The organism is Verrucosispora sp. WMMD1129, assembly GCF_029581255.1.
GTDB classification, from domain to species: domain Bacteria; phylum Actinomycetota; class Actinomycetes; order Mycobacteriales; family Micromonosporaceae; genus Micromonospora; species Micromonospora sediminimaris.
Genome location: NZ_CP120741.1, coordinates 743,512 through 769,665 on the forward strand (window position 1 = coordinate 743,512; position 26,154 = coordinate 769,665).

The window sequence follows — 26,154 nt, forward strand, 5'->3', positions numbered from 1 at the left end:
CCCGGTGGCCGCCTCCGGGCGTTGCCGCCCGGTCTCGGGTCGGATGCCCCCGCGCCCCTCGGGTGGACGGAGCGCGGGGACCCCCCGTCCCGGTTACTGCAGGAACGCCCCCAGGGGCGACAGCAGCAACCGACCGAGCGCGGCGGCCGTGTCGTCGAGCCGCCTGCGCTCGCGCTCGTGCTGGTGCGGGTCGTGCCGGCACCGCCAGATCCGCTGCGCGTTGCGCCAGGCGACGTCGCGCGTGTAATGGATCAGCTCGCCCTGATACCAGTCGTCGATCTCGCCGTTGAGCATGTCGATGAGCAGTTGCCACTGTTCGAGGTAGCCCCGGCGCAGGCCGGGGATCTTGTCGGCGAAGATCTTGTTGATCTCCAGATAGTCACGGTGCTGGTCGCTGCCGTCGACCGGCTCGGACTCCAGGTGGTCGAAGGTGGTGACAAGTGCGAACGGCAGATCGAAGTTGATGTGCGCGTTGACGCCGGCCGCCGCCGAGGGCAACGGTCGGGCGTCCGGCCCGCGCATCCGCTCGAACAGGCACGCCCAGGCCCGGGGCGTGCTCGGGCTGGCGTCGCTCCACATCCGTAACGCGTCGAAGTAGCGAGCCGCGAACTCGACGTCCAGCCGGGACAGGAAGACCGGGTCGACGAACCGGTCGGCGTACAGCCCGTCCAGCACGCTGGAAGTGATGGTGAGGTACAGCTTGTTGAAGTCCGCCAGCGGGCAGCTGTCCAGCAGCGGAGGCAGCCGGACCAGCATGTCCTGCAGCTTGGTCAGATGGTCGACGACGGCGGGCACGTCGGTCGGATGATCGGCCAGCAGGTCGACGATGTCCCGGTGCACCGGCCCCCACGCCGGCTCACCACACCCACCGCGCTCGCTCATGTCCCCTCCAGGCTGCTCGCCGGCGTCGTCGTGCCCGTTGCGACGCCGGGCCCCAGCCTTTCAGGCGTCCGCTGCGCGGACATCAGTAGAACGACGTATCCGACACCTACGCCCGACTACGCAGGAAGATGGCGCTCGCCTGAACCCGGGTACGTACCTGGAGCTTGTCGAAGATGTGTGACACGTGGACGCCGATGGTCCGCTCGCTGATGAACAGCCGCTGGCCGATCTCCTTGTTGGTCAGCCCTTCGGCCACCGCGGCCAGCACCTCATGCTCCCGAGCGGTCAGGGCGGCCAGCTCCTCACCGATCGACCCGCCGGACGTCCCGGACTCGACCGCGCCGCGCTCCTCCAGCGCGACCCGGGCCCGCCCGGCCAGCGTACGGATCTCGTCGGTCAACGGCACCGCGCCCAGCGCCTGCGCCATCTGGTACGCCTGGCGCAGCAGCTTCCCGGCCGTGGCGGCCTTGCGGCGGCCGGCCAGCAACGCCTCTGCCTGACGTAGGCGCGAGTACGCCGCCGGGTACGGGTGGTTGCGGTGGTCCCACTCGGCCGCCGCCCGCGCCCACAGCTCCGGATCGGCCCCGTCGAGCCGGCTCACCTCAGCGGCGCACAACGCCAGGTAACCGTCGATCACATAGCGCACCGGCCGGGCCGCCCGCTCACTGCGTGCCGCCACCCGGTCGGCGATGCCACGAAGTCGGCGCACCGCGTTGTCGTCCACGGCGACGGTGCGGCTGGCGTGTGCCTCCGCCTCGGCGCGCAGCCCGTGCCAGACCAGCACCGCGAGGATGACCAGGTCGTCGGAGCGGGTCTCGGTCAGACCTCGCTGCACCGCGTGCCGGGCCACATCGTGCCGCCCCTGCCACATGGCCAGCCCAGCCCGCAGGGTGAGCAGCGGGATGACGTGCCGGGCGCCCCCGCCGGCCAGGATGGTCGCCACCGCGTCCAGGTCCCGGTCGGCCGCCTCGACGTCGCCGTAGCCGACCGACAGCCGGCAGCGGGCCAGCAGCAGCTCGACGGCGTCAGCGCCGGAGGGACGGTGCCGCAGGGCCGAGGCGACCACCTTCTCCGCTTCGGCCCACTGTCCCACCCGGAACAGTCCATTGGTGGCGATGGCCAGCAACCGGGTCTCGTAGGACCGGCCCAGTCCCAGCTCGGCGACCCGCTCGGCACCCCGGCGGGCGACCACCACGCCCTCCTCGAGGATGTTCAGCGGCCCGGTCAGCAGCTCGGCCAGGTGCAGATAGGCCAACGCGACGTCCTCTGGACGACCGGCCCGCTCGGCGGTGGCCAGTGCCCGCCGCAGCACCGCCAGGCCCGCGTCCGGATCCTGGCGGTACGCCTCGGAGAAGCCCAGCGCGGCGCTGGCCAGCACCACCTCGGTGGTCGCCCCGTCCACCTGCTCGGCCAGGGCGAGCGCCTCCCGCGCCCGCTCGCCCGCCTCGGCGTACCGGCCGAGTTGCAGCAGCAGCTCCGCCAGTCGGGCGGCGGCGGTGGCCCGCTGCCCCGGTGTGCAGTCGGCGACGGCGAGCGCCTGCTCGTACTCCGCCTCGGCCAACGCGGAACGGCCGGCGGCGGCCAGGTAACGGGCCCGTCGGATGTGCAGTTCGCAGGCCGGAAGGTCGGTGTCGGCACCGGCCAGTTCCTCCAGCAGGGCCAGCGCGCGGGCGTACTCACCACAGTGGTGGGCCGCCTCGGCCGCCCGCCCGAGCAGCGTGGCCCGGTCGACGCCGGGCAGTCCCTCGGCCGACTGCACCGCCACCGACCAGTGTCGATGCGCCTCGGCGTAGCCGTACAGCCGCTCCGCCTCCTCGGCGGCGGCCACCGCCGCCGGCAGCGCCCGCTCCGGCTCACCGGCCAGCCGCCAGTGATGGGCCAGCCGGGCCTGGTGCAACTCGGCCGGGGCCGAGGTCAGTGCCTCGGCGTAGCTGCGGTGCAGCAGCGCCCGCTCGGCGGGGAGCAGCTCATCCTCCAACACCTCGGCGACGAGCCGGTGGCGGAGCCGGTAGCCGTCGGCCGAGCCGACCAGCAGCCGGTGGGACACCGCTGCCCGGACCGCATCGAGCAGGTCGTGCTCCGGCAGCCCGACCACCCGGGCGAGCAGCCAGTGCTCCACCGGTTCCACTCCGGCGGCGACGGCGTGCACGGCCCGGTGGGCCGGTCGGGGCAGCGCGTCCACCCGGGCCAGGAAGACCTCGCGGAGGGTGTCGGAGAGCCCGTCGCGACCGTCGCGCAGTTCCCGGGAGAGTTCCTCGACGACGAAAGGGTTGCCGCCGCTGCGCTGCCACAGTTGCTCGGCCGCCTCCGGCGCCAGTGGCCGGCGCATCACGGCGGTGGCCAGTTCCTCGGTGCCGGCCCGATCGAGCGGGGCCAGATCGAGTACCCGTACCGACCGCAGTCGGCGCAGCTCGGTGAGCACCCGACGCAGCGGATGCGCCCCCTGCAACGACTCCGACCGCACCGCCGCCAGCACCGACAGTTGCAGGTCGCCGAGGCCGGCGAGCAGGTAGAGCAGGAGTTGGCGGGTCGTCCGGTCGACCCACTGGAGGTCGTCGAGCACCAGCACCAGCGGGCGGCCACCGGCGATCACATTCAGCCCGCGGGACACCCGCTCCAACAACGCGCCCGCGCCGTCCGGGCCGGCCCGGTCCTCGGCGAACACCCCGAGCAGCGCGCGGACGGACGCTGCGGCCGGCGGGGCGAGGTCGGCGTCGAGGCGGCGCAGCGCCTGGCGCAGCGGATGCAGCGGCGAGGCGTCGCCGATGTCCAGACAGGACCCGGTGAGCACCAGGGCGCCACCGTGGCTCAACTGGCCGCCGACTTCGTGCAGCAGGCGGGTCTTGCCCACGCCACTCTCACCGGTCAGGAACACCGCCGCCGTGTTTCCCGGCGTGACGTCGTCGAGCAGCGCGGATCGTACCGTCGCCATCAGGTCGTCCCGACCCACGAGCGGTGTGGTGTCCACGTCGCTGGCCATGGCTCGCAGCCTAGTCACAGGTTCCGTCCCCGTTCTACAGGTGCCTCGCGTCAGTCCTCCGCATCGCGTCGACATTGCGACCAAAGGTTGCGTTCGGCCGACATACGTCGTTCTGCCGATCCGCCGTCAGACCAGCGGTGACAGGCTCCGGGCATCGTCGGCGCGTACGGGGGGAGAGGCAGGTGCGATCTCCATGCCCAGTTCTGTTGTCGCTGGTCAGCTAGCCGTCGAGCGGGCGCCTTGGCCCGTGACGGAGGAGCGGCGGACCATCACGGTCCTCTTCGTGGACATCGTCGGTTCGACCCGGTTGGTCGACCGGTTGGACCCGGAGGACGTCCGCGCCCTGCAACGGGCCTACTTCGGCACCGTCGCCCGGGTGCTGCGGCGGTGGAACGGCGCGGTGGAGAAGTACGTCGGCGACGCCGTGATGGCTCTGTTCGGCGCGCGCCGTGCCGACGGGTGGGACGCGTACCGGGCGGTGCGGGCCGGGCTGGAGATCCAGCGGGCGCTGGACGGCCGACCGTTGGCCTCGGCACCGGGCCTGCGGGTCCGGGTCGGCGTCGCCACCGGTGAGGCTGTGGTCGACCTGGCCGTCGACCACGACGGCGGGCACGGCGTCGCCAGCGGCGCGGTCATCACCCTCGCCGCCCGGTTGCAGGAGCACGCCCCACCCGGCGGGGTGGCGCTCTGCCCGGCCACGCATCGGGCCGTCGTCGGGCTGATCGCGCAGCGCCCGGTCCCGGCGGTGACCGTTGCCGGCAAGGCCCTGCCGGTAGACGTCTGGCACGCCATCGGCACCGAGCGTCCCCGACCGCCACGGCACGACATCCCGCTGTTCGGGCGGCGACGGGAGTTGGCCGTCGCCCGGGAGCACCTCGCCGAGGCGGTACGCGGGCGCGGTGACCGCCGGGTGTTGCTGCTCGGTCCGCCCGGCAGCGGGCGCAGCCGCCTCCTGCGCGAACTGGTGCGGAGCACCCGCACGCTGGGCGGCGTCCCGGTGCGTTGGTGCTCGACGACCTGCCCGCCCTACCCGGAGGGACCGCTGGATCCCGTCGCGGACCTGGTCCGCGGTCTGGCCCAGGTGGGCACCGGCGACGACCCCGAGACGGTACGCCGCCGGCTCGCCGCCGCCCTGACGGATCTGGTGCCGGCCGAACTGCTGACGCCCGCCCTGAACACAGTGGAGGACCTGCTCGGGGTGACGGTCGCGCAGACCGGGACGGTGGCGTACTGGCGGGAGGTGCTGTTGAGCCTGGCGCGGCGGCAACCGGTCGTGGTCGCCGTCGACGATCTCGACCGTGCCGCACCAGCGCTGCGCCACCAACTGGCCGTGCTCGTGGAACTGGCCGACAAGCGTGACCTCCCGCTGGTGCTGGTGGCGACGGGCACTCAGGAGCTGGAGCTGGACGCTTCCGGTCCAGGGGTGGTCAGGGTGCTCCTGTCCCCGCTCGACACCATCACCACCGGCCGGCTGTTGCGCCGACTGCTGCGTCGGGCCGGCCGACCTGCCTGGATGGCGGCCCGGTTGATCCCCGTGACCGGTGGCAGTCCTGGGCGGGCGGTGGCCTACGTCCGTACGGTCACCGGGGGCGACAGCGGGAGCCTGCCCGTACCGGAGGGTGTCCGTCGGGTCGTGGAGGCCCGGCTGGATCGTCTCGACGCCGATGCGCGTGCGGTCCTGACGGCCGTCGCGCTCGCGCCGGGCCGCACCGGGGCGGAGCTGGCCGAGGTTCTCGACTGGCCGCGGACCCGGGCGGCGGCGGAGCTGGCCACCCTGACCCGCAACGGCCTGCTGGTGCACCGGCCGACCGGCGGTTACGACGTCGCCGATCCGGTCCTGCGGCAGGTCGCCGACGCCCGGCTGCCCCGGGCGGTGCGCGCCGTGCTCGCCCGGCGGATCGACCAGGTCACCTCGGCGGCCGCCACGATCGCGAGCCGGATGGTGGCGCGGACCTGCGGCGTCGCCCTCCGGTCGACGGCCCGGTCAGCGGTGCTGAAGGAAGGCCAGCACCCGATCCCAGGTCAGCCCGGCAGCGACCGGGTCGTGGTCAACCACGGTCGGGTCGGTGAAGAGATGCCCCGCCCCGGGATAGCGGTGCACCACGAGATCCGCTCCGGCCGCGACCATCTCCCGCTGCCACTGGTCGACCTCGTCGGGCGGGTCGTAGGCGTCCGGGTCAGCCAGGTGCAGGTGCACCCGGAGGCCGGGACGGACCGCCGCCGGGGATCCTCCGGTGCCGTGCAGCAGCAGCAGGCCGGCGGTGTCGGGTCGTTCGGCCAGCAGCGCGCCGGCCACCCCGGCACCCATCGAGAATCCGGCGAGCACGGTGTCGGGCGGCAGCCCGTCGAGCGCCGCGCGGGCCCGGTCCAGAACTGTCTGCTGGCCGATCCGCTCCAGCAGGGCGAAGCCCGCCGCCACGGAGTCGACGGCGGGCACGCCGTACAGGTCGGGCGCGTGCACCTGATGGCCGGCGGCGCGCAGCCGGTCGGCGGCCGCCAGCACCGCCGGCCGCAGCCCGTACACGGAGTGGAAGAGCACGACGTGTCCCATCGGGACATCGTGCCCGACGCCCGGGACCACCACGGAGCGGCGCGCACGGGATCCGTCCCGGGCGGAGCGTGGACCCGCGTCGGCTGGAGCAGCGGTGCCGGATCCGGGGTCAGCGTCCCTGGCCGGCCGCCGGTGCCCGGTCCCGCTCCCCCGGATCCGATCCGTCAGCGTCAGGGGGAGCTGCCGCGCGCAGGGTCCGGCTCCGGCCACGGAACTCCGCGACCACCTCCCCACCCTCCCGGCTCACGGTGACGTCGTAGATGCCGCTGCGGCCGTACCGAGTGCGCTCGCTGGCCCGAGCGACAAGCACGTCCCCCTGGTGGGCCGGGCGGATGAAGGTGATGTCGGCTCCGGCGGCGACGGTGGCCGGACCATGGCTGTTGCAGGCCAGGGCGAACGCGGTGTCGGCCAGTAGGAAAACGTAACCGCCGTGCGCGATGTGGTGTCCGTTGACCATGCCGTCGGTGATCCGCATCCGGGCCACCGCGCTGCCGTCGGCGGCGCTGAGCAGCTCGATGCCGAGCCGGTTCGAGGCCACGTCGGCGTCGAACATCTTGTGCGCGGCGGTGCGCTGAGGGTCCACCTTGCTTCCAGTCCGTTCCGGCCGGGCAGCTCGCCCTCGCCACGGGACATCATGGCACCGCCGGCGGGCGGGCGTTCGGGGAGGCTGGCCACGGGCGGGCGCAGGTGCTCGCGGAGACACGATCGGGCCGGACCAGGTCATCCCGGTCCGGCCCGATCCGATCATCGCCATGCCATCCTCCCGTAGTTGCAAAAGATTGGCAACAAGCCTGGACAGGCGAGCCGTCTAGTAACTAGCGTGCTCGCCATGAGTCCTTACATCAGCAATGTCGCCGCCTGGCAGGAAAGTTGGGACCGCCAGCAGGAGGCGTACATGCCGGACCGCGAGCAGCGGTTCACCGTCATGCTCGACGCGGTCGACGCCATCCGCGAGGCCACCCCGCCCCGGCTGCTCGACCTGGCCGGCGGCACCGGCACCATCTCCCTGCGGGCCCTGCGACGTTTCCCCGACGCCGAGATCACCCTGGTCGACCTCGACCCGGCACTGCTCGCCCTCGCCACCGCCTCCCTCGGCGAGCGGGCCACAATCGTCACTGCCGATCTGGGCCGGCCGGACTGGACCACGGCGCTGCCGCACCGACGCTACGACGCCGTGCTCACCGCCACCGCGCTGCACTGGTTGCCCGCCGACCGGTTGCGCATCCTCTACACGGAGATCCGCGACCTGCTCCGGCCGGGCGGCCTGTTCGTCAACGCCGACCACATGCCCGACGGCGACCTACCCGAGTTGACCAAGCGGCTGCTCGCCCGGGGCGAGGAGCACCGGGCGGCCCGCTACGCCGCCGGCGCCGTGCTGTCGTGGTCGCAGTGGTGGCAGCAGGCCGAGCAGGACCCGACGCTGGCTCCGCTCGTGCAGCAACGCCACGCCATCTACCCGTCCGGACACAGCCCGGAATGGATGCCCCCGGCCTCCTGGCACCTCACCGCCCTCAAAGACGCTGGATTCACCGAGGTCGGCACCCTCTGGCGCGGCGCCGCCGACGCCGCCGTCGTCGCGCTCCACTGACCTCGCCTTTCGCAATCATGCAGTTGTGGTCGTTGCTTGCTCCGCATTCGCCCCACTCGTCCACTGCCACAACTGCATGATCGCCGGGGCCGGGTACCGCGGGGAGTGGGGTTAGGGTGCGGTGGTGGTGGCGTTCGAGCATCTTGCGGGGCGGGTCTGGCTGTGTGCGGGGGATCCTGACCCGGAGTTCGTGCAGGCGGGCGTCGCGGTGATCGCCGACGAGCGGGGCAGCGTACTTGTGGATGCGGGACAGAGCCCGTCGCACGCCCGTGAGATCCAGGTCGCGTTGCGCGCCGCCGGTCTCCCGGCGCCACGGTGGCTGGTCTACACCCACCACCACTGGGACCACGTCTGGGGCGCCTGCGCCTGGCCGGACGTGGAGATCATCGGACATGTCAGCGGCGCGGAGTTGCTACGCGCGGAGGCGACCCGGCCGTGGAGCGTCCGATACCTCCGCGAGGAGGTGCTCCGCAACCGGCGGCTCGGGCCGAGCTACCGGGCTCGCGCGCTGGCCGTCGACTCCTGGGACGAGTTGCGGATGCTACCGCCCAGCCGGGTCTTCACCGACGAGGTGGAGTTGCCCACCGGCGTGCTGGCGCGCCACGTCGGCGGCCGGCACGCCCCGGACTCCACCGTCGTGGTGGTACCCGACTCGGGGGTCATGCTGCTCGGGGACAGCTGGTATCCACCGCCGGCGCACCTGCGGACACCGGCGGACGAACCGGACCTCGCGCTGGTCGGACGGCTGCTCGACGACGACATCGGCTGGTACGTCTCCAGTCACAGCCCGCCGTTGACCCTCGACGAGGCCCGGACGGCGATCACCGGCTGAGTCGGCAGCACGGTCGGCTCAGCGGGCGCGACGCTCCGGATGGGCCCGGTTCCAGGCGCGCATCCGATCCGGGTACCCGACCTTGGCGGCCTCGTAGAGCGGGATGGCGTGTTTGCGGGCCAGAGCGCCAGCGGCGCGCGGCGTGCCGGTGCGGCGGCGGATCCACTCGCCGTCGTGGGCGATGGCCATCACTGTGGTGTCGGTGGCGGTTGTCTCCGGCTCCAGGTAGAACTCCACCCCCTGCCGGCTGGTGGCGAAGCGCTCAAGCGCGGCGAGGTCCTCGGGGGTACCCTCGCGGTCGAGTTTCGTCGGGGTGCCCTGCGCGGCTCGTGACCGCCGGCTGAACCAGCCCATGCCCGGCTCCTCTCCTCGGCGTGACTCCCAGTGCAGCACCGTCACCTGGCAGATCCCTGTGAGCCGGGTGAGAATCCCCCGTCGGTAGCCAACCGACGGCGGCACGGCCACCGGCCTGCTACGCGTCGGGTTGCGCCGAGCCCGCCCGCGCCGGCGCCCCCGTGCCGCCGGCGACGGGCGGGCGAGCCGCCGGGACCAGCAGGAGGGTCGGCAGCAGGAGCAGCGGTACGACCAGCAACGCTCGCAACGTGCCGACCTGGTCACCGAGCAGGCCCAGCAACGGCGGCCCGGCCAGGAACGCCGTGTAACCGATCACCGCGACCACGCTTACCCGTACGTGCGCGTGCTCCTCCTCGTCGGCGGCGGCGCTCATTCCCACCGGGAAACCGAGCGAGGCACCGATCCCCCACAGCGCGACGCCGACCACCGCGACCGGACCGGACCCGGCGAGCACCGCCAGCCCCGCGCCGACGATGGCGAGCAGGATCGTGGTGGTCAGCACCGGCCCCCGTCCCCAGCGGTCCAGCGCCACCGTCCCGACGGTGCGGCCCAGCGTCATACCGACCACGAAGACACCGAAGACCGCCGCGCCGGCCGCCTCACTGAAGCCGTAGCCGTCGATGAAGGCGACCGCGAGCCAGTCGTTGGCGCTGCCCTCGGCGAACGCCGCCGCCAGCACCAGCAGGCCGATGAGCAGGGTGCGCGGCTCCCGCCAGGCGGCCAGCAGTCGACTGCGACGCCCGGCCGAGGTGCCGGCCGCCGCCGGCTCGGCCGGCAGGAACGCGCGCACCCCGAGCAGCGTGCCGCCGAACACCACCGCGGCCAGCACACCGAGGTGCACGGCGACCGGGACGCCCAGGCGGGCGGCCCCCGCGCCGATGCCCGCGCCGGCCACCGAGCCGAGGCTCCAGGCGGCGTGGAAGCGCGGCATCACCGTCCAACCGAGCCGCCGTTCGACCGCCGCGCCCTCGATGTTCATCGCGACGTCGCAACTGCCCGAGCCGTACCCGAGCGCGAACAGGCCCACCGCCACCCCGGGCAGCCATCCGGCCACACCGGCCGAGATTCCGGTGATGGTCAGCCCGAGCGCGACGAGCAGGGTGGACGCCGCCACCGCCCGGGCGGCACCGAGACGCTGGGTGACCAGGCCGGCGGTAGGCATGGCGAGGATCGCCCCGAGCGACAGGGCGAGCAGCAGCAGGCCGAGCCGACCTGGGCTGAGTCCGAGTCCGTCGCGGACCGCCGGCACCCGGGCGAACCAGGTGGCGACGGCCAGTCCGTTGAGCGCGAACACGACCGCCACACCGTTCCGGGCGGCCAGGACGGCCCGGGACGGGCCGGCGCCGGTCGGCGGGGTGGCAGGGGTGGTGACGACGGGGTCCATCCGGTCCTCTCCTCGGGCAGTACGACGATCACACACCTGGGAGCGCTACCACCACAATCCACCTCCGGTCCTTACCAGCGGCCGTCGGGCACGGCATGATGCTGATGGGCGCCCAGGCGGGCGGGAGCAACAACGGGGAGAAGTTCATGACGACGGCAGCGCGCCGCCCGGCCACCCTCGACGACGTGGCCCGGGCCGCCGGGGTGTCCCGTTCCACGGCGTCCCGGGTCCTCGCCGGCAACGGTTTCGCGTCACCTACCGCCCGCGAGCGGGTACGCACCGCCGTGAACCTGCTCGGCTACGTGCCGAATCCGGCGGCCCGGGCCCTGGTGCACGGTTCCGGCGTACGGCTGCTGATCGCGGTGGCGGGCACCGGCCCGGCTGTCCTCGACGACCCCTACGTCGACCAGGCGGTCGCCGCGGTGGCCCGGGCCTGCACGCCGCACGGTCTGGGTGTGGCGGTGCAGTGGGTGCCGTTGGGAGCGCCGGAGCGGCTGACCCAGTTGACCGAGGACCGGGGCGTGGCCGGCCTGGTCCTGCTCAACACGACCCCGGCGCTGCTGGACCTGGTGCCGCGCCGGCTGCGTGGCCGGGCGGTGTCGATCGGGATCGGTTCGGCCACGGTGCCGTCGGTGGACATCGACAACGGCGGGGGCACCGCGGCAATCGTCCGCCACCTGTACGACGCCGGACGGCGACGGATCGCCATGGTCACCGGTCCCCGCTGGCTGGCCTGCGCCAACCGCTCGGTGGGGGCGTACCGCAGGCTGCTGCACGACGCCGGGCTGCCGGCCCGGGAGGTGGTCGGCGACTTCAGTGCGGCCCGAGGTTACGCCGCCGCTCGGGAGGTGCTGCGACGCTGGCCGGACACCGACGCGATCGTCGGGATCAGCGACGCGACGGCGCTCGGGGTGATCGGACGGCTCCGGGCCGACGGCATCCGGGTGCCCGAGGACGTCGCGGTGACCGGATTCGACGACATTCCGCTGGCCGCGACGGTGGCGCTGACCACGGCCAGTCACCCGGTACGGCAGATCATCACCGCGGCCGCGACCATGGTGCTGGAGCATCGCGAGGCGCCGGAGACGACCGTCTTCCCCTCGGCGTTGGTCGTCCGCGGCAGCGCCTGAAGGGTCAGCCGGTCTCCTTCCGGCTTCTACAGGCGTAGAAGGGGGTCGCCGTGACGGAGCGGCATGCGGTGGTCGCCGGGGCGGGCATCGGCGGGCTGGCCGCCGCCCTCGCCCTGCACCGACGGGGCTGGCGGGTCACCGTGTTGGAGCAGGCCCCCGAGCCGCGTGAGGTCGGCGCGGGAATCACGCTGATGGCGAACGCGGTACGCGGGCTGGACGCCCTCGGCATCGGCACCGAGGTACGACGGCTGGGGCGCGACGGCGCCACCGGCGGGCTGCGCACCTGGAACGGGCGCTGGCTGTCGCGGGTGGACGCGGCCGAACTGGAGCGCGTGCTCGGCACCACCGCGCTCGGCGTACACCGGGGCGCGCTGCACCGGGCGCTGCGCGAGGCGCTGCCGGCCGACGCGCTGCGGACCGGCTGCGCGGTGCGGGACGCCGACCCCGCCAGCGGCACCGTGCGCTACCAGCGCGACGGTGAGCCGGCCGAGATCTCCGCCGACCTGGTGGTCGGCGCCGACGGGCTGCGCAGCACGTTGCGTACCCGGCTCTGGCCGGACAGCCCACCACCGGCGTACTCCGGCTCCACCGCCTGGCGGGCGGCGATCGCCTTCGACGAGCCGGTCCCCGCGGCGGTCAGCTGGGGACCGGGCAGCGAGTTCGGCACCGTCCCGCTCGGCGACGGGCAGGTCTACTGGTACGCCGCGATCACCGCCCCGCCCGGCCGGCAGGCCGTCGACGAGCTGGCCGAGGTACGCGAACGCTTCGGCCGCTGGCACGACCCGGTACCGGCGCTGCTCGCCGCCACCCGACCCGACGACGTGCTGCGCAACGACCTGTACCACCTGGGCATGCCGCTCCCCCGCTACGTGCGCGGCCGGGTGGCCCTGCTCGGTGACGCCGCGCACGCCATGACCCCGCATCTGGGGCAGGGCGCCTGCCAGGCGATCGAGGACGCGGTCACGCTTGGCGCGCTCGCCGGTCCGGAGGTCGACGTTCCGGTGGCGCTGCGCGCGTACGACCGGCTGCGCCGACCCCGCAGCCAGGCCATCGCCCGCGCGGCCGCCCGCACCGCCCGGTTCGGACAGGAACTGCGACACCCGGCGGCCATCGCGGTACGCAACGCGATGCTGCGTCTCACACCGAGCCGAACCGCGCTGCGGGGCATGGCGAAGCACGCCGACTGGCATCCGCCGAGGCCGGACTGACGCCAGACCCGACGCAATCCGATCAAGAAATTGCGGTCAACCTTTCAGAATATCGATTTTCCCGGTTCGCGACCTCGGCCGAATGTGACGGGGTGCCGGTAAGATCGGCGACTGGCATGTGACTGATCGCTGACTGATGACTCGGACGGCGAGAGCACACACTGAGCCCATGAATACGAGGCTCGGGCGCTTCAGCACACTCCGCGGCGCGGCGTGCCTCGTACTGGTGGCAGCCCTTTCCGGCTGTATGCAACTCAATGCCGGGCTGACCGTCAACCCGGACGACACGGTCAGCGGCCAACTCCTGCTCACGGCCGAGCGCAACGTCCTGACCTTGAACAACAGGCCGGTCGAGGCGGGCTTCGCCGAGTTGCGGCAGAACATCCCGGCGCTACCCACCGGGCCGGAGACCCGATACGAGGACGCCACCCACTTCGGATCTCTGATCAACTATCGGAACGTGCCGCTTGCCGAATTCGACAGCGAAAGTCTGAGCATCGTCCGTACCGACGACCGGTACGTGTTCACCCTTCCGCTGGACCCGAAGAAGTACGGCGGAAAAGTGGCCGAGCAGGACCCCAAGAATCAAGAGCGATTCATGTTGTTGATGTCGTTCGAGATCGCGGTGACCTTTCCCGGCCGCGTCCTGGACGCCAGCACCGGTGGTCAGGTCAACGACCGGACGGTCACCTGGCGGGTCAATCGCAACGAGCCGAAGCCCGTCGAGCTGCGCGCCGTCGCCGAGGCGCCGCCGCGCCCGTCTCCGGCGGCCGACCCGGACTCCGGCGGCGGGTTTCCCTGGCTGCTGATCGTCGCCGGCACCGTGGTACTGCTGCTCGTCGCGGTGCTTGTCGCGTTCCTGCTCCGCCGCTCCCGCACCGGCGGGACACCGCCCGAGAACGCCACACCCCAGGTCGGCGGAGCCACCCCGGTGACGCCGGCCGCCACGAATCCCGGCCCGCCGGACGCCGGCTGACAGCCGGCCTGCCGCCGCCCGCCGAGGACGGCAGCGAACCCACACCCCACCCCGCAGTACGCAATACCGAAGGGGGATCGGCGATGAACGATCTCTTCACCTGGGCGGCCCTGGGCAGCCTCACCGGAGCCAGTGCCGCGACGCTGCTCACCACAAACGCCATCGGCGGACTCATCGGCCCGAGCGCCGACAAGGCCCGCAAGTGGATCGCGCTGGGCATCGCCCTCGCGCTGTCGTACCTCACCGCGGCCTTCGCCACCGAGGCCGGCGCCGAGAAGTGGATCATTGCGTTCTTCAACGGGCTGGTCATCTTCTCCGCCGCGCTGGGCGTCAACCAGTTGCCCCCGGGCAACCGGCAGGCGACGCCGACCCAGCTGGCCCAGGGCAATGAGCCCCGGTTCATCCGCTCGTGGGCCTGAGCGGAGCCGGCCATGGTCTTCGGAATCTTCAGCGCCGCCGCTCACGTCGCCGCGGGCGCCGTGCTCGGCCAACTCGTCGGGGGCAGCATCGGGCTGCTCATCGGGGCGGTCATCGGCCTGCTCGTCGGCGCGGTCTTCGGCTGGGCGGTCGCCGCAGCCGAGGTCTACGCGGTCAGCCCGCGCGGTGTCCTCCTCTTCGTCGTCGATCACACCTGGAGCCTGCTGAACACCCTCGTCGGTGCGATCTACCTGGCCCTGCACCTGGTGTTCGGCCACTCGCTGGACCGGGCCACCTCCCGGCACAGCTGCCGGGTGAACGTGGTCGAGGGGGTCTCCCCCCGCTACGCCACCACGCTCGGCACGGTCTGCGCCGGTTCCGGCCCCGGCATCCAGCGACACGAGGACGTGCACATCTTCCAGGCCCGACTGCTCGGCCCGCTGTACATCCCGCTGGTCGTGGCCAACTACGTGCTGTTCACCATCGCGCCGATCTGGCTGCTGTACCACGACCACACCGGCGCACCGATCAACCGCTTCACCCGGTACTTCGAGATCGGCGTCTACCCGCACGTGTGGAACGAGGCCATCGCGTACCGGATCCAGGGGACGCCGCCGCGATGACCGACGGTCCGATCTGTGCGGCCACCACCGAGTTGGTGGCGTGGCTGGCCGGGGCGGTGGGAGACACCGTCCCGGTCGGCCCGCCCGAACCCGACGCCGATCCGAGCCGGTTGACCCTGTGGCCGCTTGACGTCCGGCCGGCCCGGCAGACCCGGGGCAGCGGCAGCGGCCCCGAGCCGTACCGGTTCACGGTGCGCTACCTGCTGGCCGCCGGTGGCCCGGAGGCGCTCACCGCGCTGGACCGGGCGCTCGTCGCGGCCACCGAAACAGACGGCCGCACGCTGGTCCTGGAGGCCGGCGACCCGGCCCTGTGGGCGGCCTTCGGTGCGCCGCCCCGACCGGCCTTGCTCATCGACGTGCTGGTGCAGGTCACCCATCCGACCCGGCCGGCCGCACCGGTCCTGCGACCGCTGCGACTGCGACAGCTGGAGATGCTCTCCTTCGACGGGCGCGTCGTCGGCCCCGCCGAACAGCCCCTCGCGGAGATGCGGGTCGAGGTCGTCGGTCAGCCGTACTCGACACGGACCGACCCGGCGGGCCGCTTCCGGGTCGTCGGCGTACCCCACGACCCGGAGCGTCCCGCACCGGTCCGGCTCCGGCTCACCGGCCGGGGTCAGGTGCTCACCGCCGAGGTCGACCCGACCGAACCCGACATCGTCATCGTCTGCACGCCGCCGACTCCCTGATCCGCCGACCCGACCTGCACGGGAGGACCGATGCCCACCTACTTCTCGCCCGGCATCTACGTCGAGGAGGTGCCCAGCGGTGCCCGGCCGATCGGACCGGTCGGCACCAGCACGGCGGCCTTCGTCGGGGTCGCGCCGGACCGCACCGCCCATCTCGGTGCGGCCCTCGCGGTGAACAACTGGACCGACTTCCTCCGCCTGTACGCCGACGGTGACGAGTTGGAGAGCACGCCGCTGGCCCGGGCCGTCTTCGGCTTCCTGGACAACGGCGGCACCCGCTGCTGGGTGGTGAACGTCGGCGAAGGCGGTGCCGTCTCCGGCACCGGCCGCAAGCGCGCCGGGCTTGACCTGCTGGAGGCGGTCGACGAGATCTCCATCCTGGCCGCGCCCGGCTTCCACGACCCGGTCTCCCACGAGGCGCTGCTGAGCATGGCCGAGCGCACCCGCACCATGGTCGCCATCTGCGACCCGGCGCCCGACATCGACGACATCTCCACCCTCACCCGGGTCGCCACGCCCGGTTCGGGCCGCCCGGCGAAGCCGAGCGACACCGCCGGGTCGGACACCGCCGCCGGATCCGGCGGCGGAAGCAGCGGGAGTGCTCCGCTGGCGCACCGCCCCCGACAGTCCGACTTCGGTGCCCTCTACTACCCGTGGCTGCGGGTCCGCGACCCGCTCAGCGGCGAGCTGGTGCTCACCCCGCCGAGCGGGCACGTCGCGGGCATCTGGGCCCGGACCGACGCCCTGCGCGGGGTGCACAAGGCACCCGCCAACGAGCCGGTACGCGGCGCGGTCGACCTGGGCCACCTGGTCACCCGGGCCGAACACGACGTGCTCAACCCCCGGGGCGTAAACGTCATCCGGTACTTCCCCGGCGAAGGCATTCGGGTCTGGGGCGCCCGCACCCTCGCCGCCGAGGCCAGCGAGTGGCGTTACCTCAACGTCCGGCGGCTCTCCATCGCCATCGAGCAGGCCATCGCCAACGGCACCCGCTGGATGGTGTTCGAGCCGAACGACTACACGCTGTGGCGGTCCATCCGGCGGGACATCGGCGCCTTTCTCACCCGGGTGTGGCGTGACGGGGCGCTGCTGGGACGCACACCCGAGGAGGCGTTCTTCGTCAAGTGCGACGAGGAGACCAACCCGGCCGACGTCCGCGACGCCGGCATGGTGGTCGCCCACATCGGCATCGCCGTGGTCAAGCCCGCCGAGTTCGTGGTGTTCAAGCTGAGCCAGTGGGCCGGTGGCACCGAGACCGAGACGATTGGAGGCTGACATGCCGACCACGGCCACGCCGCAGCCGGGCACCCCGGTCGACCCGTACCGGGCCTACAACTTCAAGCTGCTTGTCAACGGGGTGACAAACGGCCACTTCACCGAGGTCAGCGGGCTGGAGGTGAACATCCCGGCGGTGCCGTACCGGGAGCAGGGCAACGACCGGATCCGGATTGTCCCGGGCCAGGTCGAGTACGGGCCGGTCACCCTGCACTTCGGTCTCACCGCGTCGCGGGAGCTGTGGGACTGGGTGCACGCCGTCGCCCGGGGCACGGTCAGCCGCCGCAACGTCTCGGTGGTGCTGCTCGACGCCGCCGGCACAGCGGAGGTGCTGCGCTGGAACCTGATCAACGCATGGCCGACCAACTGGCGCGGCGCCCACCTGAACACGCTCGGTCAGGAGATCGCCATCGCGGCGCTGACGCTGCGCTACGAGAGCCTGGAACTGGAGGCCGGTGGTGCCGCGCCGACGCCCGCGTAGCTGGCTGGCCGATCGTCTCCGGTCCGCGGCGGCTGCCGTGGACCGGCTCGCCGGTGCGGTCGACTCCCCCGCCCCGGGGCCGCCGGCCGGCCCGACCGCGAGGTCGGGCAGGGAACCGGCCACCATCGATCGTGCCGTCGCAGCCACGCCTGCCGAGCCCCACGGTCGGCCCCGGCGACCGGGGCAGCCACCCGAGCACTGGCTGCGGGTGGTCACCGCCCACGCCCCCGGCCTGCTCCGGGACCTGGCCCTCGACTCGCCGCCGGCCGGCACGTACCACCATGGGCCGGGCTTCCGCGAATCGGACGGCGACGGCCGGTCGAAGGAATGTTTCGCCGATCCGGCGGGCGAGGGTGGTGCGGACGGTCCGGGGCGTCGACCCGCGACGACGGTCGAAGAAGCCGGTCGGCACGCCGAGCGACCCGGCGCGGCGACCGGTCCGGACCCGACCGCCGACGCGCCCACGGAGCACTCCCCGACGTCCGGGCCGGCACCGGCCACCCACTCCCCCACGTCCTTTGCTCTGCTTCACCCCACGCACCACGTAACGTCCGGTATCCGGACATCAGCCGGTGCGCCGATTGAAGCAGAGCAAAGGGACCACAGTGGAATGTCCCGGCCCGTTCCGGCGACGGCCGCGCAGCACGGGTCCGCCGGGCCCGGCGGACCAGGCGGACCGGTTGGGTCGAGCGGGTCGCGCGCTGTCCGCCGGCGATCGACCCGAGGGGCGGTCCGGGTAGCCGGGGCGGCGGCAGCAGCCACGACGGATGCCCACGACGGGGCTCCAGCGTCGACGCCAGGTCCCCGCCCGGCCGAGCCGGTCCGGACGGACCCGGGCGCGACCACGGCCGGGATTCGCACCGATGCGGGGCGGCCCGCAGCAGTCCCGGCCACGGCGGAGCCGCCGCTGCCGCCCGTACCGACCTCCCGGCACACCGATCCCACGAGCCCATACACCGGCCCGGCGGGCCCGCCCACCGACGCAGCCGCCTGCCCGCCGGTCGACGCGGCGGGACGGCCCACCGGCTCCGCAGGCCGGCTCTTCGACGTGGCCGGGCCGGGGCCGGCGGGGCCACCGGGTAACCCCGAGCCGCGACCGGCAGCGGCCACCCCGGGGCACCGGGCGGTGCTCCGGTTGGTGACCGGGCGCCAGCGGACGGCCGACCCTCGCCTGCCGGACCGGGACGGTTGGGCGGGACGCCCGATCGGGCCAGGCGACGGACGCTGGGTACCCCACGGGCCACCCACCGGCGACGGGCGGTGGCCCGGCAGTGGGCTGCCGATCGGCGATGGACGCTGGTCCGTGGGCGCGGACGTCCGCTGGCCGGAGCTGGAGTCGTCGCGCGGTGGGCGTACGCGGCCCGACCCGTGGCCGGCTCTCCCCGACGACCGGTCGCTGTGGTCGGTGCCCGGACCGGCCGACGGCGACGAGCACCGGACGCGGCGGCTCGACGGTGAACAGGCGGGTGGCTGATGCAGCGGGTGGCCTTCCTCATCGACACCGGCGAGCGGATCGACTGTCTGCTCAATCCGGAGACCGTGCAGGTGACCCGCCTCGCCGGGGTGCGTCAGCGAGGTGGCGCCGACGGTCAGCTCACCGGCGCCGGGCTGGCCGACGACCCGCTGCTCTTCACCGGCGGTGGCCGCACCGAACTCGTGCTGGATCTGCTCTTCGACATCGACTTCGCCGAGGGGCAGGTCCGTCCCACCGACGTCCGGACGCTCACCCGACCACTCTGGATGCTGGCCGAGAACTCGGCGGTGGAACACGGCTGGCTACGTCCACCGCTGGTACGGATGGTCTGGGGCAAGACCTGGAACGTGCCCGGTGTGATCGTCGCGGTGGCGGAACGCTTCGACGCGTTCACCGCCACCGGCTCCCCACGCCGCTCCTGGCTGCGGCTCAAACTGGTCCGGGTGGCGGAGGACGCCCGGCACGCCGAGGCGGGCTTCGCCGAGGAGTTGTCCGCCGCGCAGACCCCCACCGTCGCCCCGGGCACGGCCGTGGTGGCCGCCGGTGACGGCACCGCCACCGCCGACACCTCGGGCGTACGCTTCGATCTGCTCGCCCACGACGCGCTGGGCTCGCCCCTGCGCTGGCGGCTGTTGGCCGAGCACAACCGGATCACCGACCCGCTGGCCGTGCCCGCCGGCACCGCGCTCGCCGTACCGCCGCTGCCGGGCACCGCACCGGCGGGGGCGACGTCCACCGACTCCTCCGGGGCCGGGTCGTGACCGCCGCCGCGCCCCGGGCGCTGACCGTGCTGCTCGGCGGTAGATCGCTGCCCGAGGCGGTGACCGGCCGGGTCGCCTCGGTGCGGGTGGCCGCCCGCCTGAACCGGCCCACCCAGTGCGAGGTGACGCTGCGCACCGCCCCTGGCAGCGCCGCGCTGACCGGACCGGTGCAGATCGGCGCGAGCCTGGACGTGCACCTCGACGGGCGTCCGGAGGCACTGTTCACCGGGGAGGTCACCGCCGTCGAGATCGAGTACGCCGCCGACGGTACGGCCGTCCAGCGGGTGCGCGGGTACGACCCGCTGCACCGGTTGCGCAAGCGGCAACGGATCCGGGTCTTCGAGTCGGTGAGCGCCGCCGGGTTGGCCACGGAACTCTGCGCCGACCTCGGGTTGCGTGTCGAGGCGGAGGTCGACGGCCCGCACCTGGACCGGCTTCCGCACCACCGGCCCAGCGACCTGGACCTGCTGGTCGAGGTCGCCGCACGGGCCGGGCTGCACCTGACTGTCGACGGCGACGTGCTGCGACTGGTCACCCTGGACGGCTACGGCGAGGCGATCCCCCTGGAACTGGGCCGCGACGTGCACGGCCTCCGGTTGTCGGTGAACGCCGACAGCGCCGCCGGGGAGAGCGCGGTGCTGGGTTGGCATCCGCAGCGCGCCGAGGCGATGGCCCAGAGAGTCGGCACCCCCCGCTGCGGGCGACGCACCCCGGCGGATCCCGATCCGGCCGATGTTGGCGCGGACGGCACGCGTACCGCCCTGGACCAGCCGGGGCGCAGCGACGACGAGATCGCCGCGTTGGCCCAGGCCCGGCTCGACACCCGGGCCGCCGCGCTGGTCACCGCCGACGGCACGGCCGAGGGCACGCCCGCGTTGCGGCCCGGCCGTCGGATCCGGCTGACCGGGGTGGCCGAGCCGGTGGCCGGGACGTACGTGTTGACGGAGGTGGTGCACACCGTCGACGCGAACGGTCACCTGAGCCGCTTCTCCACCCTGCCGCCACCGGCACCGCGCACCGGCACGCCGGCACCGGCGGTGGTCACCCTCGGCACGGTCACCGACGTGTCCGACCCGGACGGTCTGGGCCGGGTACGGGTGGAACTGCCCGCGTACGGCGGGGCGGACGCGGGCTGGCTGGCGGTGCTGTGTCCGGGAGCGGGGCGGGGCAAAGGACTGGTCGCGCTGCCCGATCCGCAGGACAGCGTGCTGGTGGCGCTGCCCGGTGGTGAGCCGGCCTCCGGGGTGGTGCTCGGGTCGCTGTTCGGCACCGTCGAGCCGTACGACACCGGGATCGACGACGGGCGGGCCCGGCGCTGGTCCCTGCGTACCGCCGGTGGTCAGCAGGTGGTGGTTGACGACGTGGCGCGAAGCCTGCGCCTGAGCACCGACGGCGGCAGTTGGCTGGAACTGACCCCGCAGTTGGCCACCCTGCACGCCGCGACGGACCTGGTGTTGTCCGCGCCCGGTCGGGCGATGGTCGTGCGGGCCCGCAGCGTCGACTTCCTGCACGCCGAGACCGTCGAGGACCCGCAGACGGCGGCCGAGCAGGCCCGAATCCTCGCTCGCGCCCACCACGAAGGAGGCAGCTGATGCGCTGGATCCACCGCGACTCGGTGATCAGGTGCAGCCACGACGGCCGGGTCCGCAACCGGGCGTCCCAGGGATGGGTCACGGTGGCCGGCGTACCCGTGCTGGTGGCCGACGACCCGAAGGGCCGGGAGATCGTCGCGTGCCCGAACTACGGCGCCACGGTCAAGCCGTGCACCGGCACCGAGGCGGTGCGGGCCGGCTACAGCGACTGGGTACGCGTGGACGGCCGGCGGATCGTGCTGTCGCACCTGTCCGGGTTCACCAACGGCAGTCCACCCGGCCAGTTCACCTACCGGGTACGCGATCCCCGGCAGCGTTTCGTGGGGGCCGACCGGTGAGGGCGATCCGGTTCGTCGGCGCCGGCTTCGACCCCGGTCAGGGCGGCGGGCTCGGGTTGACGGCGGCCGGCGGCCTGGCGATGACCGACGGTGACGAGACCGTACGTCAGGCGCTGTTCCTGCTGCTGTCCACCACGCCGGGCGAGCGGCTGATGCGACCGGGGTACGGCTCCCGCCTGCACCGGCTGGTCTTCGCGCCGAACGACGACACCACCGCCGGGTTGGCCATCCACTACGTCCGCGCGGCCATCGCACGCTGGGAACACCGGATCGACGTGCTCGACGTCGACGCCGGACCGGATCCCGACGACCCGTGGCGGCTGGTGATCCGGCTGGACTACCGGATCCGGGCCAGCCTCACCCCCGGGCAACTCGTCTTCTCGGTCGACCTGCTGCCCGCCGACGACGACCCGACCACCGGTTCCGCCGCCGACATCGAGGAGGCACGATGACGCTGCCCGTGCCGCACCTGGACGATCGGACCTTCCTCGACCTGGTCACCGAGGCCCGGGAGCGGATCCGGCAGTCCTGTCCAGGATGGACCGACCTGTCCGCGCACGACCCCGGTGTCGCGCTGCTGGAGGCGTTCGCGCATCTCACCGAGGTGATGATCTACCGGCTCAACCAGCTGCCGGAGAAGGCGTACGTCTCCTTCCTCAACCTGCTCGGGGTGACCCGGCACCCACCGGCGGCGGCCTGGGCGGACGTCCGGTTCACCCGCACCGGCCCGGACGATGCCCCGCTGCGGATCCCCGCCGGTACCCGGGTGGCCGCCGCCCGCGGAGCCGACCCACGCCCGGTGGTCTTCGTCACCTGCGAGCCGGCGCTGCTCGCCGCCGGGCAGCGTGAGGTGACCGTCCGGATGCACCACTGCGAGCCGGTGGAGGCGGAGTTGCTCGGTGTCGGCACCGGGCAACCGGGGCAGGTGCTGCGCGCCGGGCGCGCCCCGCTGGCCCGTACCGCCGAACCGCTGGACCTGCTGCTCGGTGTCGAGGTGCCAACCGGCTCGGTGGAACTGGGCGCCGCCGCGCGGGAACACGACGGGCGCACCTTCGAGATCTGGCGGGCGGTGGACAGCTTCGCCGGGCTCAGCCCGCAGGACAAGGCGTACCTGGTGGACCGGTGCTCCGGCACCGTGACCTTCGCCCCGGCGCTGGACCTGCGGGCCACCGACGGCGGGACGCTGACCTTCGGCGACGGCGCGGTCGCGGCGGTGCCACCGGCCGGGCGGCAGGTCCGGCTGTGGTACCGCGCGGGCGGTGGACCGGCCGGCAACGTGGCCGCCGGCACCCTGACCAGCCTGCGTGACCCGCTGCCCGGGGTGAAGGTGGTCAACCCGCTGCCGGCGGCCGGTGGGCGGGAACTGGAGGCCATGGAGTCCGTGCTGCTGCGCGGGCCGTACGCCTTCTTCGCCCAGCAGCGGGCGGTGACCGCCCGGGACTTCGAGGTGCTGGCCACCGCCGCCGGCGGGGTGAGCCGCGCCCGTGCCTTCACCCGGGCCGCCGTCTACAGCTTCGCCCGCCCCGGTGAGGTGGAGGTGGTGCTGGTGCCGTACGTGCCGGACGGGGCGCGGCCCGGTGGCCAACTGCCGGTGGCGGTGCTGCGCGATCACGAGGTGGAGGAGGTCCGGTTGCGGGTCGAGGCGGACCTGGAGCGCCGCCGTTCGCTGGGGACCACCTGCCGGGCCTCCTGGGCGCGGTACAAGGCGGTGTCGATCCGGGCCCGGGTGGTGGTTCGTCGGGAGGAGGACGTCGACGCGGTACGCCGACGCATCCACGACCGCCTGCACCAGACGTTGACTCCGCTGCCGACCGCACTCAACCCGACCGGTTGGGCGTTCGGTGAGCCGCTGCGGGCGTCAAACGTGTATCGCCTGCTGGAGCACGCCGAGCCGGGGGTGCGCTACGTCGAGTCGGTGCGGTTCGAGGTCGACGAGGCGCCGGACAACCAGGTGCGTACCCTGGCGGCCGACCAGTACCAGCCCCGCACCTGGTACGCCGGCAGCGGGGCGGTGCTGTTCCGCTCCACGAACGCGGGCGCCGGTTGGGAGCCGGCGGGACGCTTCGACGGGGAGACCGTGCAGCGGGTGGTGCCGGCCCCCGCGCCGGTGCGACCCGGCATCGTGCCCCGGGCCGGTTCGGTGGCGGTGGCGACGGTACGCGCCGGCGGCGGGTCCCGGGTGCACCTGAGCACCGACCTGGGTGAGACCTGGTCGCTGCTGGCCGACCTGGACTCGCGGGTCGGCGACCTGGCCTGGATCGACCGGGACGGCGCCGGAGCGCTGCTGGTCGCCACCGACACCGGCCTGTACGAGGTGTCCCTGCTGCCGGGCGCGGTGCCGTTGCAGATCCTGGTCGATCCGGCCGACGCCGATCGGGGTTTCTACGCGGTGCGGTCGTTCGTCTCCGAGCGCGGCGCGGCCGGGGTGGCGGTCGCCGCCCAGGCCGGTTTCGGGGTGTACCTGTCCCACAACGCCGGACGCCCCGGCAGCTTCAGCCACGTCGGCATGGCCAACGTGGACAACCGGGTTCTCGCCGTGCAGTACGACGGACCGGCCACCCTGCTGTGGAGTGGTGCCGGCGAGCCCGATCCGAAAAGGCCCGGCCAGGGGTGCTTCCGCACCCGGCTGTTCGAGTCCGACGTGAAGTGGCAGGCGCTGTCGGCGGGCTGGCTCGGCGGCACCTGCCGGGATCTCGCCTTCAGCGGTTCGCTCGCGCTGGCCGCGACGCAGAGCGGCGGGGTGCTCCGGCTGGACACGCTCGCCGCGCAGCCGCAGTGGACATCGGTGTCGGTCAACTGCGGGTTGCCGCTGCGTGACCGGACCCGGTTCATGCCGGTGGACGCGGTCGCCGCCACCGGCGCGGCGGAACGCCTGGTGCTGGCCGGCGGGGAACGCGGCGTGCACCGCAGCGAGGACGCGGTGGAGTGGTCGGCCAGCGCGAACCAGTCGACCGCCGACGTGGTGACCGTCCCGGACACCTGGCTGCTCTGCTCCGGCGAGCACGACATCGAGGTGGTGCGGCAGGATGCGACGAGCGGCCATTGAGCGGCTGCTGCCCGCGGCCTACCAGCGGGCGGCCGGGCCGGGCAGCGTGCTGTGGGCGTTGCTGGACGTGATGGAGGCGTTGCACGCCCCGGACGAGGCGGTGCTGTCCGAGGTGGACGCGCTTTTCGCGCCGTACCGGGCACCGGCGCCGATGATGGCGTACCTGGCCCGATGGGTGGCGATGGACCACCTGGTCAGCGCGCCCCGGCGGGACGTCCCCCTGCCGTTGCCCCTGAATCGGCTGCGCGACGTGGTGGCGCACGGCGCGGCACTGGCCGCCTGGCGGGGCACCCCGGACGGTCTGCGGGTCGCTCTGGAGCTGGCCACCGGGGTCACCGGGTTCGTCCTCGACGAGCCGGCCGAACGGCCGTTTCACCTGGTCGTCCGGGTGCCCGCCGACGCCGTCGATCAGTTGGCGCTGGTCGACCGGATCGTGGCCGCGGAGAAGCCGGCCGCGGTCACCGCCGAGATCACGGTCGGCGACACCCCGTCCGAGCGGGCGGTCGGCCGGGCCAGCGTGCCGTCGCCGGCCGTCGACCCGTCAGCTCCCGTCTCCCCCGTTTCCGCCGCCGAGGAGCCGTCATGACCACCGAATGGACCGTCGTCGCCGCCGCCGAGCAGTTCACCCTGGACGCCCGCAACGCCGGTGAGCTCACCTTCACCGTCTCCAACCCGGGCGTCGCACCGGACACCGTGGTGTTCGACGTGGCACCCGGCGAGGGCACCCAACGGTCGTGGTTCACCGTCACCGAGCCCCAGCGGGTGGTACCGGGCCAGGGTTCGGTGTCGTTCCTGGTCCGCCTGGCCGTGCCGGCGGGCACGCCGCCCCGGCGCTACGACATGACCGGGTTCGCGTACTCGGCGAACACGGCGCCGGAGGAGAGTTCCCGCTCCAGCGGCCGGGTCACCTACGAGGTGCGCGCGGTCGCGCCGCCGAAGCGTACGCCCTGGCCCTGGATCGCCGCGGCGGCGGCGTTGGTGCTGGTGGTCTCGGCGGTGGTGGTCTTCCTGGTGGCCCGCGACGATGAGCCGCCACCGCAGGCGCAGGTGGTGACCGTCGAGGCGGAGACCCTGGTGACCGGGGCTCGGGTCGAGTCGCCCTCGGGTTCCGGTGCCACCGTTCAGGTGCAGCAGAACTGCTGCGAGGTGACCTGGTCGCAGGATGCTCAGCTGTTCTTCCTCGGCCGTGCGGTCAACGACCGGGTGACCGTGACGGTGGCGCTGCCCGCCGAGGCGACCTGGCAGTTCTCGGCCGTGCTGACCACCGCGTCCGACTACGCCAACACGGTCTTCCTGATCGATGGCCGGCAGGTCGGCGCCCCGTTCCTCGGGTTCACGCCGAAGGTGCAGGTGACCGACTGGGTCGAGGTGGGTCGGGTGCGGCTCGGCCCCGGTACGCACGAGATCACCCTGGTCGTGATCGGCAAGACGCAGAGCACGAACCGCTACTTCGCCGGTATCGACCTGCTCCGGTTCACCGAGGTCGCACCGGAGGACCAGCGATGAGCGAGCGGCAGCGAGCGAATCATCAACTCAGCGCGGCGATGCCTCATGACGGCACGCAGCGAAGCGAAGT

At 73.4% G+C, this 26,154-nt stretch carries 23 protein-coding genes and 2 pseudogenes; 19 read left to right on the forward strand and 6 right to left on the reverse strand.

What is annotated here, in order from left to right; translation table 11 throughout:
- Positions 1-93 precede the first annotated feature (93 nt).
- Together O7624_RS03450 and O7624_RS03455 are read right to left on the reverse strand one after the other, a co-directional pair.
- A complete protein-coding gene (locus O7624_RS03450; RefSeq protein ID WP_093402648.1) occupies positions 94-882 on the reverse strand; it encodes a DUF5995 family protein in 789 nt (262 codons plus the stop codon).
- 106 nt (positions 883-988) lie between these two features.
- Positions 989-3,862 carry a LuxR family transcriptional regulator gene (locus O7624_RS03455; RefSeq protein ID WP_282238886.1) on the reverse strand — a complete coding sequence of 958 codons (2,874 nt, stop codon included), beginning with the start codon at positions 3,860-3,862 and terminating at the stop codon, positions 989-991.
- Between the two features lie 193 nt (positions 3,863-4,055).
- Between O7624_RS03455 and O7624_RS03460 the strand changes: the two are divergent.
- Positions 4,056-5,228 (forward strand): annotated as a pseudogene (locus tag O7624_RS03460) (adenylate/guanylate cyclase domain-containing protein); the annotation flags it as partial.
- Positions 5,229-5,846: 618 nt separating this feature from the next.
- Here the strand turns inward: O7624_RS03460 and O7624_RS03465 are convergent.
- Together O7624_RS03465 and paaI are read right to left on the reverse strand one after the other, a co-directional pair.
- Positions 5,847-6,413 (reverse strand): dienelactone hydrolase family protein, encoded by a 567-nt coding sequence (locus O7624_RS03465; RefSeq protein ID WP_282240528.1) that lies wholly within the window; start codon positions 6,411-6,413, stop codon positions 5,847-5,849.
- A 181-nt stretch (positions 6,414-6,594) separates the two neighbouring features.
- Positions 6,595-7,046, reverse strand: a pseudogene (gene paaI / locus O7624_RS03470) (hydroxyphenylacetyl-CoA thioesterase PaaI); the annotation flags it as partial.
- A gap of 196 nt (positions 7,047-7,242) precedes the next feature.
- Here paaI and O7624_RS03475 point away from each other — a divergent pair.
- Positions 7,243-8,001 carry a class I SAM-dependent methyltransferase gene (locus O7624_RS03475; protein WP_282238888.1) on the forward strand — a complete coding sequence of 253 codons (759 nt, stop codon included), beginning with the start codon at positions 7,243-7,245 and terminating at the stop codon, positions 7,999-8,001.
- Positions 8,002-8,128: 127 nt separating this feature from the next.
- Positions 8,129-8,833 (forward strand): MBL fold metallo-hydrolase, encoded by a 705-nt coding sequence (locus tag O7624_RS03480; protein ID WP_282238889.1) that lies wholly within the window; start codon positions 8,129-8,131, stop codon positions 8,831-8,833.
- An 18-nt stretch (positions 8,834-8,851) separates the two neighbouring features.
- Here O7624_RS03480 and O7624_RS03485 read toward each other — a convergent pair whose 3' ends face one another.
- Both O7624_RS03485 and O7624_RS03490 read right to left on the reverse strand, forming a co-directional pair.
- Positions 8,852-9,187, reverse strand: a complete 336-nt coding sequence (locus O7624_RS03485; protein ID WP_093402817.1) for a hypothetical protein — start codon at positions 9,185-9,187, stop codon at positions 8,852-8,854.
- Positions 9,188-9,305: 118 nt separating this feature from the next.
- Positions 9,306-10,571, reverse strand: coding sequence for an MFS transporter (locus O7624_RS03490; RefSeq protein WP_282238890.1), 1,266 nt, complete (start codon positions 10,569-10,571; stop codon positions 9,306-9,308).
- A gap of 146 nt (positions 10,572-10,717) precedes the next feature.
- On the opposite strand from O7624_RS03490, the gene O7624_RS03495 reads away from it, so the two are divergent.
- The 16 genes from O7624_RS03495 (at position 10,718) to O7624_RS03570 (ending at position 26,084) form a co-directional block, all read left to right on the forward strand.
- Positions 10,718-11,701, forward strand: coding sequence for a LacI family DNA-binding transcriptional regulator (locus O7624_RS03495; protein WP_093402816.1), 984 nt, complete (start codon positions 10,718-10,720; stop codon positions 11,699-11,701).
- Positions 11,702-11,751: 50 nt separating this feature from the next.
- A complete protein-coding gene (locus O7624_RS03500) occupies positions 11,752-12,909 on the forward strand; it encodes an FAD-dependent monooxygenase (RefSeq protein WP_282238891.1) in 1,158 nt (385 codons plus the stop codon).
- A gap of 169 nt (positions 12,910-13,078) precedes the next feature.
- Positions 13,079-13,885 carry a DUF3153 domain-containing protein gene (locus tag O7624_RS03505; protein WP_282238892.1) on the forward strand — a complete coding sequence of 269 codons (807 nt, stop codon included), beginning with the start codon at positions 13,079-13,081 and terminating at the stop codon, positions 13,883-13,885.
- An 83-nt stretch (positions 13,886-13,968) separates the two neighbouring features.
- On the forward strand, positions 13,969-14,304 hold the full coding sequence (locus tag O7624_RS03510; RefSeq protein WP_282238893.1) for a hypothetical protein: 336 nt from the start codon (positions 13,969-13,971) through the stop codon (positions 14,302-14,304).
- A gap of 12 nt (positions 14,305-14,316) precedes the next feature.
- Positions 14,317-14,925 carry a glycine zipper family protein gene (locus tag O7624_RS03515; RefSeq protein WP_282238894.1) on the forward strand — a complete coding sequence of 203 codons (609 nt, stop codon included), beginning with the start codon at positions 14,317-14,319 and terminating at the stop codon, positions 14,923-14,925.
- Positions 14,922-15,611: a carboxypeptidase-like regulatory domain-containing protein gene (locus O7624_RS03520; RefSeq protein ID WP_282238895.1), complete on the forward strand. Its 690-nt coding sequence runs from the start codon at positions 14,922-14,924 to the stop codon at positions 15,609-15,611. The genes O7624_RS03515 and O7624_RS03520 overlap by 4 nt, the downstream gene beginning before the upstream one ends.
- 30 nt (positions 15,612-15,641) lie before the next feature.
- Complete coding sequence (locus O7624_RS03525; protein WP_282238896.1) at positions 15,642-16,886, forward strand: phage tail sheath subtilisin-like domain-containing protein; 1,245 nt, start codon at positions 15,642-15,644, stop codon at positions 16,884-16,886.
- 1 nt (position 16,887) lies between these two features.
- Positions 16,888-17,367, forward strand: a complete 480-nt coding sequence (locus O7624_RS03530; RefSeq protein ID WP_282238897.1) for a phage tail protein — start codon at positions 16,888-16,890, stop codon at positions 17,365-17,367.
- A 1,303-nt stretch (positions 17,368-18,670) separates the two neighbouring features.
- Entirely contained in the window at positions 18,671-18,841 is a 171-nt protein-coding gene (locus O7624_RS03535; RefSeq protein WP_282238898.1) for a hypothetical protein, read from the forward strand.
- A complete protein-coding gene (locus O7624_RS03540; protein WP_282238899.1) occupies positions 18,841-19,602 on the forward strand; it encodes a hypothetical protein in 762 nt (253 codons plus the stop codon). The genes O7624_RS03535 and O7624_RS03540 overlap by 1 nt, the downstream gene beginning before the upstream one ends.
- The gene (locus tag O7624_RS03545) at positions 19,599-21,194 is read left to right on the forward strand and encodes a phage baseplate assembly protein V (protein WP_282238900.1); all 1,596 of its coding nucleotides are present in this window, start codon (positions 19,599-19,601) and stop codon (positions 21,192-21,194) included. The genes O7624_RS03540 and O7624_RS03545 overlap by 4 nt, the downstream gene beginning before the upstream one ends.
- Positions 21,194-21,532 (forward strand): hypothetical protein, encoded by a 339-nt coding sequence (locus tag O7624_RS03550; protein WP_282238901.1) that lies wholly within the window; start codon positions 21,194-21,196, stop codon positions 21,530-21,532. The genes O7624_RS03545 and O7624_RS03550 overlap by 1 nt, the downstream gene beginning before the upstream one ends.
- The gene (locus O7624_RS03555) at positions 21,529-21,984 is read left to right on the forward strand and encodes a GPW/gp25 family protein (protein ID WP_282238902.1); all 456 of its coding nucleotides are present in this window, start codon (positions 21,529-21,531) and stop codon (positions 21,982-21,984) included. The genes O7624_RS03550 and O7624_RS03555 overlap by 4 nt, the downstream gene beginning before the upstream one ends.
- Complete coding sequence (locus tag O7624_RS03560) at positions 21,981-24,578, forward strand: putative baseplate assembly protein (protein ID WP_282238903.1); 2,598 nt, start codon at positions 21,981-21,983, stop codon at positions 24,576-24,578. The genes O7624_RS03555 and O7624_RS03560 overlap by 4 nt, the downstream gene beginning before the upstream one ends.
- Positions 24,559-25,164: a phage tail protein gene (locus tag O7624_RS03565; protein WP_282238904.1), complete on the forward strand. Its 606-nt coding sequence runs from the start codon at positions 24,559-24,561 to the stop codon at positions 25,162-25,164. The genes O7624_RS03560 and O7624_RS03565 overlap by 20 nt, the downstream gene beginning before the upstream one ends.
- On the forward strand, positions 25,161-26,084 hold the full coding sequence (locus tag O7624_RS03570) for a hypothetical protein (RefSeq protein WP_282238905.1): 924 nt from the start codon (positions 25,161-25,163) through the stop codon (positions 26,082-26,084). Before O7624_RS03565 ends, O7624_RS03570 begins: the two co-directional genes overlap by 4 nt.
- Positions 26,085-26,154: the final 70 nt, after the last annotated feature.

What these genes read in the sequence shown, in the direction of transcription:
- O7624_RS03560 (WP_282238903.1), top strand. Translation starts at nt 21,981, where the DNA reads ATGACGCTGCCCGTGCCGCACCTGGACGATCGGACCTTCCTCGACCTG.
- O7624_RS03490 (WP_282238890.1), bottom strand. Translation starts at nt 10,571, where the DNA reads ATGGACCCCGTCGTCACCACCCCTGCCACCCCGCCGACCGGCGCCGGC.
- O7624_RS03570 (WP_282238905.1), top strand. Translation starts at nt 25,161, where the DNA reads ATGACCACCGAATGGACCGTCGTCGCCGCCGCCGAGCAGTTCACCCTG.
- O7624_RS03530 (WP_282238897.1), top strand. Translation starts at nt 16,888, where the DNA reads ATGCCGACCACGGCCACGCCGCAGCCGGGCACCCCGGTCGACCCGTAC.
- O7624_RS03450 (WP_093402648.1), bottom strand. Translation starts at nt 882, where the DNA reads ATGAGCGAGCGCGGTGGGTGTGGTGAGCCGGCGTGGGGGCCGGTGCAC.
- O7624_RS03495 (WP_093402816.1), top strand. Translation starts at nt 10,718, where the DNA reads ATGACGACGGCAGCGCGCCGCCCGGCCACCCTCGACGACGTGGCCCGG.
- O7624_RS03540 (WP_282238899.1), top strand. Translation starts at nt 18,841, where the DNA reads ATGCAGCGGGTGGCCTTCCTCATCGACACCGGCGAGCGGATCGACTGT.
- O7624_RS03485 (WP_093402817.1), bottom strand. Translation starts at nt 9,187, where the DNA reads ATGGGCTGGTTCAGCCGGCGGTCACGAGCCGCGCAGGGCACCCCGACG.
- O7624_RS03525 (WP_282238896.1), top strand. Translation starts at nt 15,642, where the DNA reads ATGCCCACCTACTTCTCGCCCGGCATCTACGTCGAGGAGGTGCCCAGC.
- O7624_RS03515 (WP_282238894.1), top strand. Translation starts at nt 14,317, where the DNA reads ATGGTCTTCGGAATCTTCAGCGCCGCCGCTCACGTCGCCGCGGGCGCC.
- O7624_RS03565 (WP_282238904.1), top strand. Translation starts at nt 24,559, where the DNA reads ATGCGACGAGCGGCCATTGAGCGGCTGCTGCCCGCGGCCTACCAGCGG.
- O7624_RS03465 (WP_282240528.1), bottom strand. Translation starts at nt 6,413, where the DNA reads ATGGGACACGTCGTGCTCTTCCACTCCGTGTACGGGCTGCGGCCGGCG.
- O7624_RS03505 (WP_282238892.1), top strand. Translation starts at nt 13,079, where the DNA reads ATGAATACGAGGCTCGGGCGCTTCAGCACACTCCGCGGCGCGGCGTGC.
- O7624_RS03520 (WP_282238895.1), top strand. Translation starts at nt 14,922, where the DNA reads ATGACCGACGGTCCGATCTGTGCGGCCACCACCGAGTTGGTGGCGTGG.
- O7624_RS03455 (WP_282238886.1), bottom strand. Translation starts at nt 3,862, where the DNA reads ATGGCCAGCGACGTGGACACCACACCGCTCGTGGGTCGGGACGACCTG.
- O7624_RS03510 (WP_282238893.1), top strand. Translation starts at nt 13,969, where the DNA reads ATGAACGATCTCTTCACCTGGGCGGCCCTGGGCAGCCTCACCGGAGCC.
- O7624_RS03550 (WP_282238901.1), top strand. Translation starts at nt 21,194, where the DNA reads ATGCGCTGGATCCACCGCGACTCGGTGATCAGGTGCAGCCACGACGGC.
- O7624_RS03475 (WP_282238888.1), top strand. Translation starts at nt 7,243, where the DNA reads ATGAGTCCTTACATCAGCAATGTCGCCGCCTGGCAGGAAAGTTGGGAC.